Annotated in this window: 16 protein-coding genes and 4 pseudogenes; 8 read left to right on the forward strand and 12 right to left on the reverse strand. The window is 68.9% G+C overall.

The features are described from left to right. The first annotated feature begins 3 nt into the window (after positions 1-3). Complete coding sequence (locus tag LRS10_RS17760) at positions 4-1,470, forward strand: M10 family metallopeptidase C-terminal domain-containing protein (RefSeq protein WP_257838422.1); 1,467 nt, start codon at positions 4-6, stop codon at positions 1,468-1,470. Positions 1,471-1,638: 168 nt separating this feature from the next. Next, the gene (locus LRS10_RS17765; RefSeq protein ID WP_257838423.1) at positions 1,639-1,821 is read left to right on the forward strand and encodes a DUF3606 domain-containing protein; all 183 of its coding nucleotides are present in this window, start codon (positions 1,639-1,641) and stop codon (positions 1,819-1,821) included. Here LRS10_RS17765 and LRS10_RS17770 read toward each other — a convergent pair. The 12 genes and pseudogenes from LRS10_RS17770 to fabD all read right to left on the reverse strand — a co-directional run bounded on the left by LRS10_RS17770 (position 1,818) and on the right by fabD (position 10,127). Further along, complete coding sequence (locus tag LRS10_RS17770; protein ID WP_257838424.1) at positions 1,818-2,264, reverse strand: GNAT family N-acetyltransferase; 447 nt, start codon at positions 2,262-2,264, stop codon at positions 1,818-1,820. The two genes, LRS10_RS17765 and LRS10_RS17770, sit on opposite strands and share 4 nt — an antisense overlap. Before the next feature lie 45 nt (positions 2,265-2,309). Beyond that, positions 2,310-2,645 (reverse strand): hypothetical protein, encoded by a 336-nt coding sequence (locus LRS10_RS17775; protein ID WP_257838425.1) that lies wholly within the window; start codon positions 2,643-2,645, stop codon positions 2,310-2,312. Positions 2,646-2,762: 117 nt separating this feature from the next. Then, positions 2,763-2,939, reverse strand: a complete 177-nt coding sequence (locus tag LRS10_RS17780; protein ID WP_257838426.1) for a hypothetical protein — start codon at positions 2,937-2,939, stop codon at positions 2,763-2,765. 103 nt (positions 2,940-3,042) lie between these two features. Next, positions 3,043-3,522 (reverse strand): flavodoxin domain-containing protein, encoded by a 480-nt coding sequence (locus LRS10_RS17785; protein WP_257838427.1) that lies wholly within the window; start codon positions 3,520-3,522, stop codon positions 3,043-3,045. Further along, positions 3,506-3,994: a hypothetical protein gene (locus LRS10_RS17790; RefSeq protein ID WP_257838428.1), complete on the reverse strand. Its 489-nt coding sequence runs from the start codon at positions 3,992-3,994 to the stop codon at positions 3,506-3,508. Before LRS10_RS17790 ends, LRS10_RS17785 begins: the two co-directional genes overlap by 17 nt. Before the next feature lie 92 nt (positions 3,995-4,086). Next, a complete protein-coding gene (gmk, locus tag LRS10_RS17795) occupies positions 4,087-4,692 on the reverse strand; it encodes a guanylate kinase (protein WP_257839201.1) in 606 nt (201 codons plus the stop codon). Positions 4,693-4,808: 116 nt separating this feature from the next. Then, positions 4,809-5,690, reverse strand: a complete 882-nt coding sequence (locus tag LRS10_RS17800) for a YicC/YloC family endoribonuclease (protein WP_257838429.1) — start codon at positions 5,688-5,690, stop codon at positions 4,809-4,811. A gap of 163 nt (positions 5,691-5,853) precedes the next feature. Continuing rightward, a pseudogene (gene mltG, locus LRS10_RS17805) lies at positions 5,854-6,705 on the reverse strand (endolytic transglycosylase MltG); the annotation flags it as partial. Beyond that, positions 6,702-7,981: pseudogene (gene fabF / locus LRS10_RS17810) on the reverse strand (beta-ketoacyl-ACP synthase II). The pseudogenes fabF and mltG, both read right to left, overlap by 4 nt. 82 nt (positions 7,982-8,063) lie before the next feature. Continuing rightward, positions 8,064-8,303: an acyl carrier protein gene (locus LRS10_RS17815; RefSeq protein ID WP_012522113.1), complete on the reverse strand. Its 240-nt coding sequence runs from the start codon at positions 8,301-8,303 to the stop codon at positions 8,064-8,066. A 123-nt stretch (positions 8,304-8,426) separates the two neighbouring features. After that, a pseudogene (gene fabG / locus LRS10_RS17820) lies at positions 8,427-9,168 on the reverse strand (3-oxoacyl-[acyl-carrier-protein] reductase). A 14-nt stretch (positions 9,169-9,182) separates the two neighbouring features. Beyond that, positions 9,183-10,127 (reverse strand): ACP S-malonyltransferase, encoded by a 945-nt coding sequence (fabD, locus tag LRS10_RS17825; protein WP_257838430.1) that lies wholly within the window; start codon positions 10,125-10,127, stop codon positions 9,183-9,185. 115 nt (positions 10,128-10,242) lie between these two features. Between fabD and LRS10_RS17830 the strand changes: the two genes are divergently transcribed. The 6 genes and pseudogenes from LRS10_RS17830 (at position 10,243) to rplI (ending at position 14,010) form a co-directional block, all read left to right on the forward strand. After that, the gene (locus LRS10_RS17830) at positions 10,243-11,316 is read left to right on the forward strand and encodes a zinc-binding dehydrogenase (protein ID WP_257838431.1); all 1,074 of its coding nucleotides are present in this window, start codon (positions 10,243-10,245) and stop codon (positions 11,314-11,316) included. Between the two features lie 103 nt (positions 11,317-11,419). After that, positions 11,420-11,944: pseudogene (locus tag LRS10_RS17835) on the forward strand (calcium-binding protein); the annotation flags it as partial. 62 nt (positions 11,945-12,006) lie between these two features. Next, positions 12,007-12,558, forward strand: a complete 552-nt coding sequence (locus tag LRS10_RS17840; protein WP_257838432.1) for a peroxiredoxin — start codon at positions 12,007-12,009, stop codon at positions 12,556-12,558. Between the two features lie 185 nt (positions 12,559-12,743). Next, positions 12,744-13,106 carry a 30S ribosomal protein S6 gene (gene rpsF / locus LRS10_RS17845; protein ID WP_257838433.1) on the forward strand — a complete coding sequence of 121 codons (363 nt, stop codon included), beginning with the start codon at positions 12,744-12,746 and terminating at the stop codon, positions 13,104-13,106. 15 nt (positions 13,107-13,121) lie between these two features. After that, positions 13,122-13,406: a 30S ribosomal protein S18 gene (rpsR, locus tag LRS10_RS17850; RefSeq protein ID WP_257838434.1), complete on the forward strand. Its 285-nt coding sequence runs from the start codon at positions 13,122-13,124 to the stop codon at positions 13,404-13,406. A 13-nt stretch (positions 13,407-13,419) separates the two neighbouring features. Then, positions 13,420-14,010, forward strand: coding sequence for a 50S ribosomal protein L9 (gene rplI / locus LRS10_RS17855; RefSeq protein ID WP_257838435.1), 591 nt, complete (start codon positions 13,420-13,422; stop codon positions 14,008-14,010). Positions 14,011-14,110 lie beyond the last annotated feature (100 nt).

Consider the following 14,110-nt stretch of genomic DNA (forward strand, 5'->3'; position numbering starts at 1 on the left):
GCCATGCCCGCCCCCGCCGAAGCCATCGCCGCGATCCACGCCGCCCTGCCTGCCCGGCTGGACGTCTGGGGCCCCACGCCGGACCAGCCGCTGACCATCACCTACGCCTTCAAATCCGAGCAGTCGGCGGAGTTCCTGCGCCCGTACCTTGGCTGGTCCGCCTGGACCGAAGCTCAGAAGGCCGCCGTTCGCCAGGCGCTGGCCGAATACGAAAGCGTCATCAATGTGCGCTTCGTCGAGCTCGCGCCCGGCCCTTCCAATCCGATCATCGCCTTCGGTCGCGTTGACGTCGCCTCGGTCGCCGAGACCTGGTGGAGCCTGTCCATCGGACCGGACGCCGCCGGTCAGCCGGCCATCAAGCGATGGGACGCCGGGGTCGTGTTCGACGACGACGTCGACCTCACCGACCCCAACCGGCAGTGGCTGATCCTGCACGAGATCGGCCATGCCCTGATGATGAAGCACACGGGGGACTACGACACGACGGGCAAGTCGACGCCGGGCCCGTTCCTGCCGGCGGCCGAGGACAATCGCGACCACACCGTCATGTCCTATGTCCGCGAGGACGGCGCGGCCAACGCCACCCAGCTCCAGCTCTACGACATCGCCGCCCTGCAGGCCCGCTGGGGCGCCAACACCCAGGCGGCGGCCGGCGACGACGTGTATGTCTTCGCCGCCGATCCCAGCATCTTCGCCATCTGGGACACTGGCGGGACCGACCGCATCGACGCCGCCGGCGCGCCGGGTCCGGTGCGCATCGATCTCGCGGAAGGCGCCTTCTCGCAGCTCACCGGCCAGAACCGCATCTCGATCGCCTGGGGCTCGCGGATCGAGGACGCCACGGGCGGCGCCTTCGCCGATCGGCTCTCGGGCAACGACCTCGACAACCGGCTGATGGGCGGCGCAGGCGACGACACGCTTTTGGGCGGCGCGGGCCGCAATGTGCTCCGCGGCGAGGCGGGCGACGACAGCCTCCTGGGCGGCGACGACTTCGACGACCTGCATGGCAACATCGGCGAAGACACCGTGCGCGGCGGCGGGGGCGACGATTGGGTGGTCGGCGGCCAGGGGCGTGACGAGCTCTTCGGCGACGCCGGATTCGACATCGTCTACGGCAACCTCGGGGACGACACCTGCGAGGGCGGCGCGGGTGACGACTGGGTCCGCGGCGGCCAGGGGAACGACGTGGTGCGCGGCGGCGACGGGAACGACTGGCTCTGGGGCGATCGCGGCGACGACACGATCAGCGGTGGGGCCGGCGCCGACGACTTCCATCTCCAGGCCGGCTGCGCCCTCGACCTCGTTGTCGACTTCAGCTTGGCCGACGGCGATCGCGTCTTCGTGGACGGCGGCGTGGCCTATACGGTCAGCATCTGGGGCGCCGACACGGTCATAGACCTGGGGGGCGGCGATCGTATGGTGCTGCTGGGCGTCCAGCTGCCGCCCGGCGCGTGGCTTGTCGTCGGCTGAGCTCAGCCGTACCGCTCCACCTCCCGCGACGCGCGGAATGCCGGCGGCGGCACGTGCGACGGATGCCACGGCGGCTCCGACCCCTCGCACGAACGCGCGCAAAGATGAAGAACCTTATGCGAACATTCGGGTCTGTGCTACGGCTCGCCGGGAACACGGAGAGCATGCATGGCCGGCCTGAAGGACAAGCGGGGTTTCATCGACAAGGACCGGCTCGACCTTTCCGAGCGTAAGGCCGTCGAGTACTGGATGAAGCGCTGGGGCGTCACCCGCGACCAGCTCACCGCCGCGCACCGCAAGGTCGGTCGCCTCACCAAGGATATCGCCGCCGAGCTCGGCAAGAAGCGCTAGTCGAGCGTCTTGCGCATGGCCAACGCTGGCCCGAACAGCGTCGCCGCCGCGCCCGTCTCGACAAACCCGCACCGCAGGTAGAACGCTCTGGCGTCGGGGTTTGCCACGACGGTCATCACGTGTGCGCCTCGGCCCCGCACCAACGCCTCGCACGCGTCCACCAGCGCTCGGCCCAGGCCGCGGCCCCAGGCGCCCGGCTCCACGAACAACCCGTCCAGTTCCGCCTCGCTGTCCGACGGAAACTCCAGGGCCGCCAGCCCCAGGATCTCGCCGTCAGCGTCGGCGAGCAGCACCTGGCCGGCGCTCAGCTGCCGCTCAGGGATTTCCACCACTCCGGGATTGGCCAACAGCTCGGCGCGATACGCCCCGCCTTCCAGCGAGGCGCGCATCTGCAGCGCCTCTAGCGCCGCCTTCTCCTCGACCTTCGCCGTGCGGATGCGCAACACGCCCTCCTGCCAGCAGCCGCCGTGGCCGACAACCCGCCGAGCCTACTCCGGCGCGACCTCCTCGGCCGAATTGTCCCCGAACTCCGCCGCCCCAATGAAGGCGACGCCGGCCTCGTCCAGCACCCACATGCCCAGGAAGGCTGAGCTGGTCGGATCCAGCTCCTCGTCGATCCGGTCGCCGTCGTACAGGCCGACGTTGCTGTAGTCGAAGTCCAGGTTCAGCTGGTTCGCCAGGCCGAGCATCTCGTCGGCCATCCGACGCGAGTAGCCGATGGCTTCGCTTTCGTTGGCGAAGTCGTCCGCCAGCGTGTTGATCTCGGCCTCGTCGCTGCCTTGAGCTGCGCTGGTGGTGACGATGGTGTAGACGGGCATGGACATCTCTCTCGCTTGCGTCCGCCTCACCTACCCTGTTCCGGCCTCGAGCGGGGGACAAAGTGGACGATCGCCGGTCGATCGATGCGCCACCGGCGACCGCGTACGGCGAGTTCTGGCCCGTTAGCTCTGTCCGGCCAAGCCTGTCGACTGCTGCCGCTCCTGGGCGATCTGGCGGTCCTTGTCGGGCCCGTCGGCGCTGCGGTCGGTCTGCGGCGGCGAGGTGTCCTCATGGTCGGGACGTATGCCTCGCTGCGCCCGCGCCGGCTCCTGGTCGTTGTCGCGCTGGTTGTTGGTCATGGCGGCCTCCTCTGACTGCGGAAGGCCAACCGGAGCGCGGGGCGATTGTTCCCGGCGCCGCCGCCGCCCACGATGAACGCCGCGGCGCGCCAGGGGCTGTTTGCTAGACCGGCGCCGCGCGGGCCGCGGCGGCATCGGCGAAGTCCCCGACGAAGCGCCTGAGTGCGGCGTAGTCCGCAAGGTCAAGGTCGCGGCTCGGCGGGAGCGCGATCGCGTTCTTCTCGGACAGCAGCGTCACCGCAAGGCCGCGGAAGTAGTCGTACCCGGTGTGGCGGATCCGTCCGCCGCAGTGATGCACGGCGTCCGGAGCCCAGAGCGTCTCCTCCCGCAGGCCGTCCACACAGGCGTCGAGGGACAAGCCGTCCGGCTGCGGCACCCCCGCCGCAGCCAGGGAGACCGACACCAAGGCGGTCGGCGCGGCGTTCAACGCCTCGCGGTTCGTCTGCACGAAGGCGACCACGGAGGACTGATACCGGCTCCAGTGGAGCGAACCTACGACGACGACGAGTTCGAAATCGGAGACCGGCGACCCCGCGGCGGCGGCTTTCGCGTGCGTGATCGTGACCTCACGGCCGGGCGCCACGGAGTTCCTCGGCGACGACGTCCGCCACCTGCTGCGCGTGGCCCTCGGTGCTGCCGAAAACCACGAGCGCGCGGCCCGCGGCGGCGGCGGAGCTGCGTTGCCGAACCTTGGACGTCAGGGCCTCGCGAGAGACCGGTTCCGCCGTGGAGATCGAAGGCCCCGGCGAAGGCGCGAACTGGTCGAGATCGCGGCTCAGGAGCCGCAGCTCCTCCGCGATCGCAACGGCGCGCGCATCGGGGAGATGGCGCACCACATCCATGACACTCGTCTCCTGCGGGTCGTCAGGGTGGCGCTTGGTGAGGCCGGCGTGGAGGTCCGAGAAGCGGGCGCGGAGCTCGCCGGCCGGCAGATGCTCGGGCAGAAGCGTATGCATCTTCAGGTACGCCGCGTAGAGCAGGTCTCGAAGGTCGCCCTGTCCGTCCAGAGTCGCGGCAGCCGCCCGCAGGCGCTCCCTCGCGTAGTCGATCCTCATGTGGCCGCACTCAGCGTTTCCCGGCTTTGCGCCCTAAGCAACGCCGGAGGCCCGTCACGCGATCCGCACCGGCGGCTGCGCAAGGTGTGGCGCTACTCCCCCAGCAGGCCGTCCACGAACCCCGGCAGCCAGGGATTCCGGCCCGGCTTGATACGCTCGGCGCGGTAGATGTGACCGAGGTCCGCATAGGCTCGGTCGAAGTTCTTGTTCACGATGACGTAGTCGTAGGCGGTCCAGTGGGCGATCTCTTCGCGGCCCAGCCGCAGACGCGCCTCGATCACCTCGTCCGAATCCTGCGCGCGGGCTCGCAGGCGCCGCTCGAGGTCGCTCCACACCGGCGGCAGGATGAACACTCGGACGCTGTCGTCCGGCTGCTTCTCGGCGATCTGCGCCGCGCCCTGCCAGTCGATGTCGAACAGGACGTCGTGGCCGGCTTCGAGCGCCTCCAGCACCGGCTGCTTCGGCGTGCCGTAGTAGTTGCCGTTGACGGTGGCGTACTCGAGGAACTCGCCGCGGGCGATCATCGCCTCGAACTCGTCACGGGTCTTGAAATAGTACTCCCGCCCCTCCTCCTCGCCGGGCCGGGGCGCGCGCGTGGTCGCCGAGATCGACAGCCGCAGTTCGGAGTGGTCGGCCACCAGCCGCCGCGACAGCGAGGTCTTCCCCGCCCCCGCCGGGCTGGAGATCAGCAGCATCATCCCCCGCCGGACGGTTTCCCACGGCCGGGCATGTTCGTCGTGCGCGCTCACGATGAATCAGATCCTTCTCGAACGGCCCCTCATGCCACCAGACGCGGCATTGGAGGAAGCCGAGCCTACTCCACGTTCTGCACCTGTTCGCGGAACTGCTCGATGGTCGCCTTCAGCTCCAGCCCCGTGCCCGTCAGAGCCGAGAGCGCCGACTTCGAGCACAGGGTGTTGGCCTCACGCATGAACTCCTGGGTCAGGAAGTCGAGCCTGCGCCCCACCGCGCCATCGGTCGCCAGCAGGCCGCGCGCCGCCTCCACATGGCCGGCCAGGCGATCCAGCTCCTCGCGCACGTCGGCCTTGACCGCCAGGGCGGCGGCCTCCTGCACGATGCGGTCCTCCGAGGCCGCGTCTCCCGCCAGCTCCTTCATCCGCGCCTCGAAGCGCGCCTTGATGGTCACGGGCTGCTCCGCCGCCTGGGAGCCGGCCTGCGCGATCAGTTCGGCGATCCGGTCCAGTTGCCCGCCCAGCACCGGCAGAAGCTGTGCCCCCTCCTGCCGTCGCGCCGCCAGCAGCTCACCCAGCGCCACGCCGATCGAGGCCGCCATCGCCGCCTCCAGGGCCGCCATGGCGTCGGGGTCCTGCTCGCCGTCGTCGGCCTCGATCACGCCGCGGAGGGCCAGCAGTCCGTCCATGGAGGGCGGCGAGGCCCGGCCAGCGTCCACCAGCGGACGCGAAGCCTCCAGGTAGCGCTCGAGCTGGTCCAGGTTGATCCGCACGGCCGCGCCGGCCTCCGACCGCTTGGCCTGCACGCCCACGGTCACCTGGCCGCGCTGAAAGCGGCCCTGCGCCCCATCGCGCGCCGCCCGCTCCAGACTGTCGAAGCCCGGCGGTCCGCGGAACCGCACCTCCAGGTTCCGGCCATTCACGCTGCGGGCCTCGGCCGCCCAGGTCCACCCGCCCAGCGCCCCCTCGGCGCGGCCGAAACCGGTCATTCCGCTGATCGCCATCACCGACCTCCTTGCGCGGCCGCCGCCGCGGCCCGCTGGCGTTCGATGGCCCGCCACTTCGCCACGTTCGCCTGGTGCTCGGGGTAGGTCCTGGCGAACACGTGCCCCCGGTCCCGTCGGCGACGAAGAACAGCTCGTCGGTGTTCGGCGGATTCAGCACCGCCTCCAGCGACGCCCGTCCGGGGTTGGCGATCGGCGTCGGCGGCAGCCCGTCCACCCGATAGGTGTTGTAGGGCGTCACCCCGGCCACCTCGCTCGCCAGCAGGCCGCGGCCCAGCGGCCGGCCCTTCGAGATGCCGTAGATGATCGTTGGGTCGCTCTCCAGCCGCATGCCCTGGCGCAGCCGGTTCACGAACACCGCCGCCACCCGCGGCCGCTCGGCGGCCACGCCCGTTTCTTTCTCGACGATGGAGGCCAGGATCACCGCCTCCTGCGGCGTGTCGAACGGCAGGCCCGGCTGCCGCTTGGGCCAGAGCTCGGCCATCGCGTCGTCGTGGGCCTTCCGCATTCGGTCGATCACCGCCGTGCGGTCGTCGCCCCGCTGCACCTGGTAGGTATCGGGCAGGATCGAGCCCTCCGGCGGCTCAACCGCCACGCCCGTCAGCACCGGCTGGCGGTTGACGGCCTCGGCGGCCATGCCGCTCGTCCAGCCCTCGGGGATGGTGATCAGGTGCCGCACCACTCGCCCGGCGCGGATGTCCGCCAGCACGCTGGCCATCGAGGCGCCCGAGGCGAATTCGTACTCCCCGGCCTTCAGCTGGCTCGCCGCGCCGGTGGCTCGCGCGGCGAACGCGAAGAGGCCCGCCGAGTTGATGGCGCCGGCCGACTTCAGATCCGAGGCGATGCGGTTGAGGCCCGAGCCGCGCTCCAGCACCACGACCGTGACCTCGCCGGCCTTCGCCCTGGGGCCGGGCCCGTTGTAGCTCCACAGGGCCGCGACCAGCAGTAGCACGCCCAGCCCGACCGCGGCGATCGCGGCCAGGCTCAGGGTGCGTCGGCTGACCGGGCGGCTCACGCGTGCTTCTTGAAGATCACGCAGGCGTTGGTGCCGCCGAAGCCGAAGCTGTTCGACATGGCGACGTCGATCTTCATTGGCTTGGCTTTGTGCGGGACCAGGTCCAGCTTGGTCTCGACGTCGGGGTTGTCGAGGTTGATGGTCGGCGGGGCGATCTGGTCGCGGATGGCCAGGATCGAGAAGGCCGCTTCAAGCGCCCCCGCGGCGCCCAGCAGGTGGCCGGTCATCGACTTGGTCGAGCTCATCGCCTTGCCCGGCGCCGAATTGCCCAGCAGGCGCTCGACCGCGCCGAGCTCGATGCCGTCGGCCATGGTCGAGGTGCCGTGCGCGTTGACGTAGTCCACGTCGGCCGGCTGCAGGCCGGCGTCCTTCAGGGCCGCGGTCATGGCCCGGAAACCGCCGTCGCCGTCCTCGACGGGCGCGGTGATGTGGAAAGCGTCGCCCGATAGGCCATAGCCTGCGACCTCGGCGTAGATCTTGGCGCCGCGCGCCTTGGCGTGCTCCAGCTCCTCCAGCACGAGGACGGCCGCGCCCTCGCCCATGACGAAGCCGTCGCGGTCCTTGTCGTAGGGCCGGCTGGCCTTCTCGGGCGTATCGTTGAAGGCCGTCGCCATGGCGCGGCAGGCGATGAAGCCGGCGATGCCCACCGGCACCACGCTGGCCTCCGCGCCGCCGCAGATCATCACGTCGGCGTCGCCGTACTTGATCAGCCGGGCCGCGTCCCCGATCGCGTGGGGCCCGTGGCGCAGGCCGTGACGACCGCGTGGTTCGGGCCCTTGAAGCCGTACTTGATCGAGACCTGGCCGCTGGCCAGGTTGATCAGCGCCGAGGGGATGAAGAACGGGCTGACCCGGCGAGGACCCTTCTCGTGCAGCTCGATGGCCGTCTCGGCGATAGTGCCCAGGCCGCCGATGCCGGCGCCGATCATCACGCCCGTGCGCTCGCGGTCCTCTTCGCCCTCCGGCGTCCAGTTCGCGTCGCGGACGGCCTCATCGGCCGCGGCGATGGCGTAGAGGATGAAGTCGTCGACCCGCCGGCGGTCCTTGGCCGACATGGTCTGGTCGGGGTCGAAGCTGCCCTCGACGTCCGGCCCGCCGCCGCCCCGTCCGTCGACGCGCGGCACCTCGCAGGCGATCTGGCAGGCGTAGTCCGTCGTGTCGAAGGCGGTGATCTTTCCCGCTCCGGACGTGCCGGCCAGGATCTTCTTCCAGGTCAGCTCGGTCCCCTGGCCCAGCGGGCTCAGGATGCCGATGCCAGTGACGACGACACGACGCATGGGCGATCCTCAAATGAAAACCGCCGCGGACTCCGGTCTAAGGGAAGCCGCGGCGGTCGAATTCTCTAACGATTCGCGCGCCTTAGGCGCCGAGCCGCTCCTGGATGAACTTCACGGCGTCGCCGACGGTCTGGATGTGCTCCGCCGCGTCGTCCGGGATTTCGATGTCGAACTCTTCTTCGAAGGCCATCACCAGCTCGACGTTGTCGAGGCTGTCGGCGCCCAGGTCGTCGATGAAGCTGGCCTTCTCGGTGACCTTTTCGGGATCGGCGTCGAGGTGTTCGATGACGATCTTACGGACGCGTTCAAGGACGTCGGACATTAGGTAGGTCCCTCAGGGGTTAGTCAGGTGCTTGCATCGACGACGGCGACTTCGAAGTCAACCGCCGCATTGGTGTTCAAGTTCGGCGGGGCCGTAGCATGTTCCTCCGGACTTTGGCGAGCCTCAGATCATCACCATCCCGCCATTCACATGGAGCGTTTGGCCGGTCACATAACCCGCTTCCTCGCTCGCGAGATAAACGCAGGCGGCGGCGATCTCGCTCCCGGAGCCGAGGCGTTGGGCGGGAATCGTCGACAGGATCTGCGCCCGCTGCTGCTCGTTCAGCGCGTCGGTCATCGGGCTCTCGATGAACCCCGGCGCCACGCAGTTCACAGTGATTCCCCGCGTGGCCACTTCCTGGGCCAACGCCTTGGAGAAGCCGATCATCCCGGCCTTCGAGGCGGCATAGTTCGCCTGTCCGGGGTTACCGGTAACGCCCACGACGGAGGTGATGCCGATGATCCGGCCCTGGCGACGCTTCATCATGCCCTTCACGGCCGCTCGCGAGAGCCGGAAATAGCTCTCCAGATTGACTTTCAGGACCGCCTCCCAGTCCTCGTCCTTCATCCGGAGCAGCAGGCCGTCCTTGGTGATGCCTGCGTTCGCCACCAGGATGTCGATCGGCGCGGCCGCCGCGGCCTCGGCGGCGTCGATCAGGCCGTCCACGGATGCGGAAACCGCCAGATTGGCCGGCGCGATCACCGCGCGCTCGCCTAGCGCGGCCGCCAACTCCTGGAGTACGGCCTCGCGTGTGCCGGATAGCACAACTCTGGCGCCCTGGGCGTGCAGTCCCCCTGGCGATCTCGGCGCCGATGCCGCCGGTGGCGCCGGTGACGAGCGCGGTCTTGCCGGTCAGGTCGAACATCTGTCGTCTTTCTCTCAGAGCGTCTTGGCGAAGGCCTCGAGGTCGGCCGGCGTATTCAGCGGGACAGCCTCGGCGTCGGGCGCGATGCGCTTGACCATGCCCGACAACACCTTGCCGGCGCCGGCCTCGGCGAAGCGGGTCACCCCACCCTCGCCCGCCATCCACTGGACGCTCTCGCGCCACCGCACGCGGCCGGTCACCTGTTCCACCAGCAGGCGACGGATCGCCTCGGGGTCGTTCGTCGGCTGTGCTGTGACGTTCGCCACGACCGGCGCCCGCGGCGCCACGATCGCGGCCGCCGTCAGCGCGTCGGCCATCTCGTCGGCCGCCGGCTGCATCAGCGGGCAATGGAAGGGCGCGGAGACGTTCAGCGGGATCGCCCGCGCGCCAAGCTCCTTGGCCTTCTCGATAGCCCGGTCGACCGCCGCTTTCGCGCCCGAAATCACGACATTGCCCTGATTGTTGTCGTTGGCGACGACGCAGATGCCGACCTCAGCACCAGCCTTCGCCGCCTCTTCCGCCAGGGCCAGGTCCGTCTTCGGCCCGATGAGGGAGGCCATCGCCCCCTGCCCGACGGGAACGGCGCGCTGCATAGCCTGGCCACGCAGCTTCAGCAGTCGCGCGGTGTCCGAGACGCTGAGCGCGCCCGCGGCTGCGAGGGCCGAGTATTCGCCCAGACTGTGGCCCGCCACAAAGGCCGCCTTGCCCACGGACACGCCAAACTCCCGCTCCAGCGTCCGCACGACGGCCAAGGACACCGCCATGAGGGCCGGCTGAGCGTTCTCGGTCAGGGTGAGCTGGTCCTCGGGACCATCCCGCATCAACGCCGAGAGCTTCTGCTTCAGCGCCTCGTCCACCTCCTCGAACACCTCCCGGGCCGAAGCGAAGGCCTCGACCAGTTCGTGGCCCATTCCGACGGCCTGACTGCCCTGTCCGGGGAAGATGAAGGCGAGGCTCATCCGCGAGGCTCCGCACGTTGTGATTCCGAAGGCGCGAGGGTTAGGGGATTAGGCTAGGCTGGACAAGAACGACCGCACGCGGCCGGCAAGAGCCGCATCCGGGAAGGGGAAACGCATGAAGGCCGTCGTCCGGCGCAACAAGCAGCTGATCTGTGACGAGGTTCCGGACCTGACGCCTGAGCCGGGCCAGCTCCTGGTGAAGACGCTGGCCTGCGGGATATGCGGCTCGGACCTTCATGCGCTGCATCATATGGAACACATGATCGACCTGTCGCGGCGCGCGGGCGCCCCCGACAATGGCTTCGATCCCCGCGCTGACACGGTCTTCGGTCACGAGTTCTGCGCCGAGATCCTGGACCACGGTCCGGACTCCCCCAAGGCGCTCAAGGCCGGCGCCCGGGTGGTCAGCGTGCCGGCGGTGATGGCGTCCACCGGTCTGGAGCTGCTGGGCTTCTCCAACCGGCTTCCCGGCGGGTTCGCCGAGCGCATGGTGTTGTCCGAGGCGATGGTGCTGGAGGTGCCGAATGGCCTGCCCACCGAGCACGCCGCAATGACAGAGCCGTTCGCCGTCGGCCTGCACGCTGTGGCCAAGGCTCGGCTGGAGCCGAAGTCGGCCTCGCTGGTGGTGGGGTGCGGGCCGGTGGGCCTGGCGGTCATCGCCGCCCTCAAGGCCAGGGGCCACGGACCGGTGATCGCCGCGGATTTCTCTCCGCGCCGCCGCGCGGCGGCGGAGCGGCTGGGCGCCGATATCGTCATCGACCCGGCCGTCGAGAGTCCGCACGACCGCTGGGAAGGGCTGGGTGTGCCAAAGACCCGCGCCGCCCAGTCGATGGTGCAGATGATGGGCGGCAGCTTCGCCCGTCCGGTGCTGTTCGAATGCGTCGGCGCGCCGGGAGTGCTGCAGTCGCTCATCGAAGCGGCGCCGGCCGGCGCCCAGATCGTCGTCGCCGGCGTATGTATGGAGACCGACCGCATCGAGCCCTCCATCGCGATCACGAAGGAGATCGAGCTCACCTTCGTGCTTGGCTACACGCCGGAGGAGTTCGCCACGACCCTTCGCCACCTCGCAGACGGCGTGATCGACGTGTCTCACCTTGTCACCGGGCAGGTTGGGCTGGACGGCGTGGCGAACGCGTTCACCGCGCTCGGCGATCCGGAAGCGCACGTGAAGATCCTGGTGACGCCCTAGAAGTCGCCCGGTCCGCCTATCGCCGCCGAACGGGTCCGCTCGCCCCGCCGGTAGGCTTCGACCGCCTGCCGGTACGCCGGGCTGCGTCGTCGGCTTCGCCGGCGACGACACGCTGTGTGGCGACAATCAGAACGACACGCTCTATGGCCGCGCCGGCAACGACGTGCTGCACGGCGACAACGGCGAGGACAAGCTTTACGGCGAGGCCGGCAACGATCGCCTGCAGGGCGGGAATGGCAAGGACACGCTGTGGGGCGGCGCCGGGAACGACGTCCTGTTCGGCGAGAACGGCTCTGACCGGCTGGACGGCGGAGCCGGCAACGACACGCTATGGGGCGGGAATTCGCCCGACGAGTTCGTCTTCCGCTTCGACGGCGGAGACGACATCGTCATGGATTTCGATCCCAGGAACGAGAAGATGTACTTCGACATCTCGATGTTCGGGGAAGATAGTTCGTTCGCCGCCCTCAAGGCCAGCGGCCGCCTTGAGCAGACGCTGCTGGGCACGGTGATCCACTACGATGGCTCGGACGGCCAGGCGCATACCATCACCCTGATGGGCGTGTCGCTCAACGCGCTGAAGGCGTCGAACTTCGACTTCAGCATGCCGGGTGACATCTTCGGCTAAGGCGATAGCATCCGCCTCGAACGCTCCCCCGTATCTCGGCGGAGCCACCTCGGGAGAACGTCATGCATCGCACCCTGCCCGCCGCGGCCGCCGCCGTCCTTCTCGGCGCGCTCGTCGCAACGCCCGCCGCCGCGGCCTTGAAGGCCGGCGATAAGGCGCCGGACTTCACGTTGAGCGGCTACCAGGCCGGCAAGCCCATCACCTTCTCGCTCGCCGAGGCGCGTAAGAAGGGCCCGGTTGTGCTGTATTTCTTCCCGGCGGCGGACACGAAGGGCTGCAACATCGAGGCCAAGATGTTCGCCGACGCGACGCCGCAGTTCAAAGCCGCTGGCGCCACCGTCATCGGCGTGACCGCCGGCCAGCTCGACAAACTGCAGAAGATCTCGTCCGACACCGACAAGTGCTCGGGCAAGTTCCCGGTGGCCGCCGACCCCGGCGCCAAGATCGCCAAGCAGTACGACGCCATCCTGCCGATGAAGCCCGACTGGAGCGATCGCACGTCCTACGTCATCAGCAAGGACGGCGCCGTCGTGCATGCCTATTCGAAGTTGGATCCGTCCGAGCACGTCGCCGAGACGCTCGCGGCGGTGAAGGGCTTGAAGGGCGGCAAGTAGCGGAAAAGGGGAAAAGCCTTGCCCTGACAGGGCTTTTCGCTTATCTGCCCGCCTCTTCACGGAATGCGGTCTCACGCGGAACGCGAATGGGTCGGGAAACTCCCGGCCGCCGCGCTGAGAGCCATCGTTTCCGGCGGACCTTCCGCCGCCGGACGCGCCGCCTTCCACACTGGAAGAAGGAAAATATGGCCCTCTACGAACACGTGGTCATTTCGCGGCAGGATATCTCGCCGCAACAGGCCGAAGCCCTGAATGACCAGCTCAAGGCCCTCATCGAACAAGGCGGCGGCAACGTCGCGAAGATCGAGTACTGGGGTCTGCGTAACCTGACCTACCGGATCAAGAAGAACCGCAAGGGTCATTACTCCCTGCTCGCCATCGACGCCCCGGCTGACGCCGTGAAGGAGATGGAGCGCCAGCTCTCGATCAATGAAGACGTGCTGCGCTACATGACCGTCCGCGTCGAGGAACTCGACCTCGAGCTCTCCCCGATCCTCGCCCGCCGCGATCGCGACCGCGAACGCCGCGACGACGCTCCGCAATTCTAAGAAAGGGAGGGCTCCATGTCTGAAGAAACCTCCACGGCCCCGGCCGCCCCGGCCGCCGGCGCCTCCAGCGGCGGCGCCCGCCGTCCGTTCTTCCGCCGCCGCAAGGTGTGCCCGTTCTCCGGCGCCAACGCCCCGAAGATCGACTACAAGGACGTCAAGCTCCTGCAGCGCTACGTTTCCGAGCGCGGCAAGATCGTCCCGTCGCGCATTACGGCGGTGTCGGCCAAGAAGCAGCGTGAACTGGCCAAGGCCATCAAGCGCGCCCGCTTCCTGGCCCTGCTTCCCTACGTCGTGAAGTAAGGGGAAGAGGCACATGAAAGTCATTCTGCTCGAACGGCTGGAAGGCTGGGGCACGCTCGGCGACGTGGTCAACGTCAAGGACGGCTACGCCCGCAACTTCCTGCTGCCCCGCCAAAAGGCGCTCCGCGCCAATGCGGCGAACCTGAAGGTCTTCGAAGCCCAGCGCTCCGAGATCGAGGCGCGCAACGCCAAGGCCAAGGAAGCTGCCGGCAAGGCCGGTGAAAAGCTTGACGGCACGCAGTACGTCCTGATCCGTCAGGCGGGCGAAAGCGGCCAGCTGTACGGCTCGGTCGCCGGTCGCGACGTGGCCGACGTGATCAATGCCGAAGGCGGCAAGGTCGAGCGCTCGATGGTCGTGCTGGACAAGCCGATCAAGACGCTCGGCATGCATGAGGTTAAGATCCGCCTCCACTCGGAAGTCGTGGTCTCCGTGACGCTCAACATCGCCCGTTCGCAAGACGAGGCCGATCGTCAGGCGCGCGGCGAGAACGTCATCAGCTCGCAGTTCGAGGAAGAGCGTCTGGCCGCCGAACAGGCCGCCGCGGACCTCCTCGAAGGTGGCGCTGGCCAAGCGGCCTCGGAGTATTCCGAAGCCGAGGCCTAAGGTCGCACGTTCATCGTGTGCGGACGGCGCGGGAGCGATCCCGCGCCGTTTTGCTTTGTCGCTGTTGCAGAATTGTCATTCCCCGCGCCAGCGACGCTTC

Origin of the sequence: Phenylobacterium sp. J426 (assembly GCF_024699945.1) — a bacterium.
Taxonomy (GTDB): Bacteria; Pseudomonadota; Alphaproteobacteria; order Caulobacterales; family Caulobacteraceae; genus Phenylobacterium.

Excerpts from the sequence above, each read along its gene's own strand:
- LRS10_RS17760 (WP_257838422.1), top strand. The coding sequence starts at position 4 with ATGCCCGCCCCCGCCGAAGCCATCGCCGCGATCCACGCCGCCCTGCCT.
- LRS10_RS17765 (WP_257838423.1), top strand. The coding sequence starts at position 1,639 with ATGGCCGGCCTGAAGGACAAGCGGGGTTTCATCGACAAGGACCGGCTC.
- LRS10_RS17775 (WP_257838425.1), bottom strand. The coding sequence starts at position 2,645 with ATGTCCATGCCCGTCTACACCATCGTCACCACCAGCGCAGCTCAAGGC.
- LRS10_RS17780 (WP_257838426.1), bottom strand. The coding sequence starts at position 2,939 with ATGACCAACAACCAGCGCGACAACGACCAGGAGCCGGCGCGGGCGCAG.
- LRS10_RS17790 (WP_257838428.1), bottom strand. The coding sequence starts at position 3,994 with ATGAGGATCGACTACGCGAGGGAGCGCCTGCGGGCGGCTGCCGCGACT.
- gmk (WP_257839201.1), bottom strand. The coding sequence starts at position 4,692 with ATGATGCTGCTGATCTCCAGCCCGGCGGGGGCGGGGAAGACCTCGCTG.
- LRS10_RS17800 (WP_257838429.1), bottom strand. The coding sequence starts at position 5,690 with ATGGCGATCAGCGGAATGACCGGTTTCGGCCGCGCCGAGGGGGCGCTG.
- LRS10_RS17815 (WP_012522113.1), bottom strand. The coding sequence starts at position 8,303 with ATGTCCGACGTCCTTGAACGCGTCCGTAAGATCGTCATCGAACACCTC.
- fabD (WP_257838430.1), bottom strand. The coding sequence starts at position 10,127 with ATGAGCCTCGCCTTCATCTTCCCCGGACAGGGCAGTCAGGCCGTCGGA.
- LRS10_RS17830 (WP_257838431.1), top strand. The coding sequence starts at position 10,243 with ATGAAGGCCGTCGTCCGGCGCAACAAGCAGCTGATCTGTGACGAGGTT.
- LRS10_RS17840 (WP_257838432.1), top strand. The coding sequence starts at position 12,007 with ATGCATCGCACCCTGCCCGCCGCGGCCGCCGCCGTCCTTCTCGGCGCG.
- rpsF (WP_257838433.1), top strand. The coding sequence starts at position 12,744 with ATGGCCCTCTACGAACACGTGGTCATTTCGCGGCAGGATATCTCGCCG.
- rpsR (WP_257838434.1), top strand. The coding sequence starts at position 13,122 with ATGTCTGAAGAAACCTCCACGGCCCCGGCCGCCCCGGCCGCCGGCGCC.
- rplI (WP_257838435.1), top strand. The coding sequence starts at position 13,420 with ATGAAAGTCATTCTGCTCGAACGGCTGGAAGGCTGGGGCACGCTCGGC.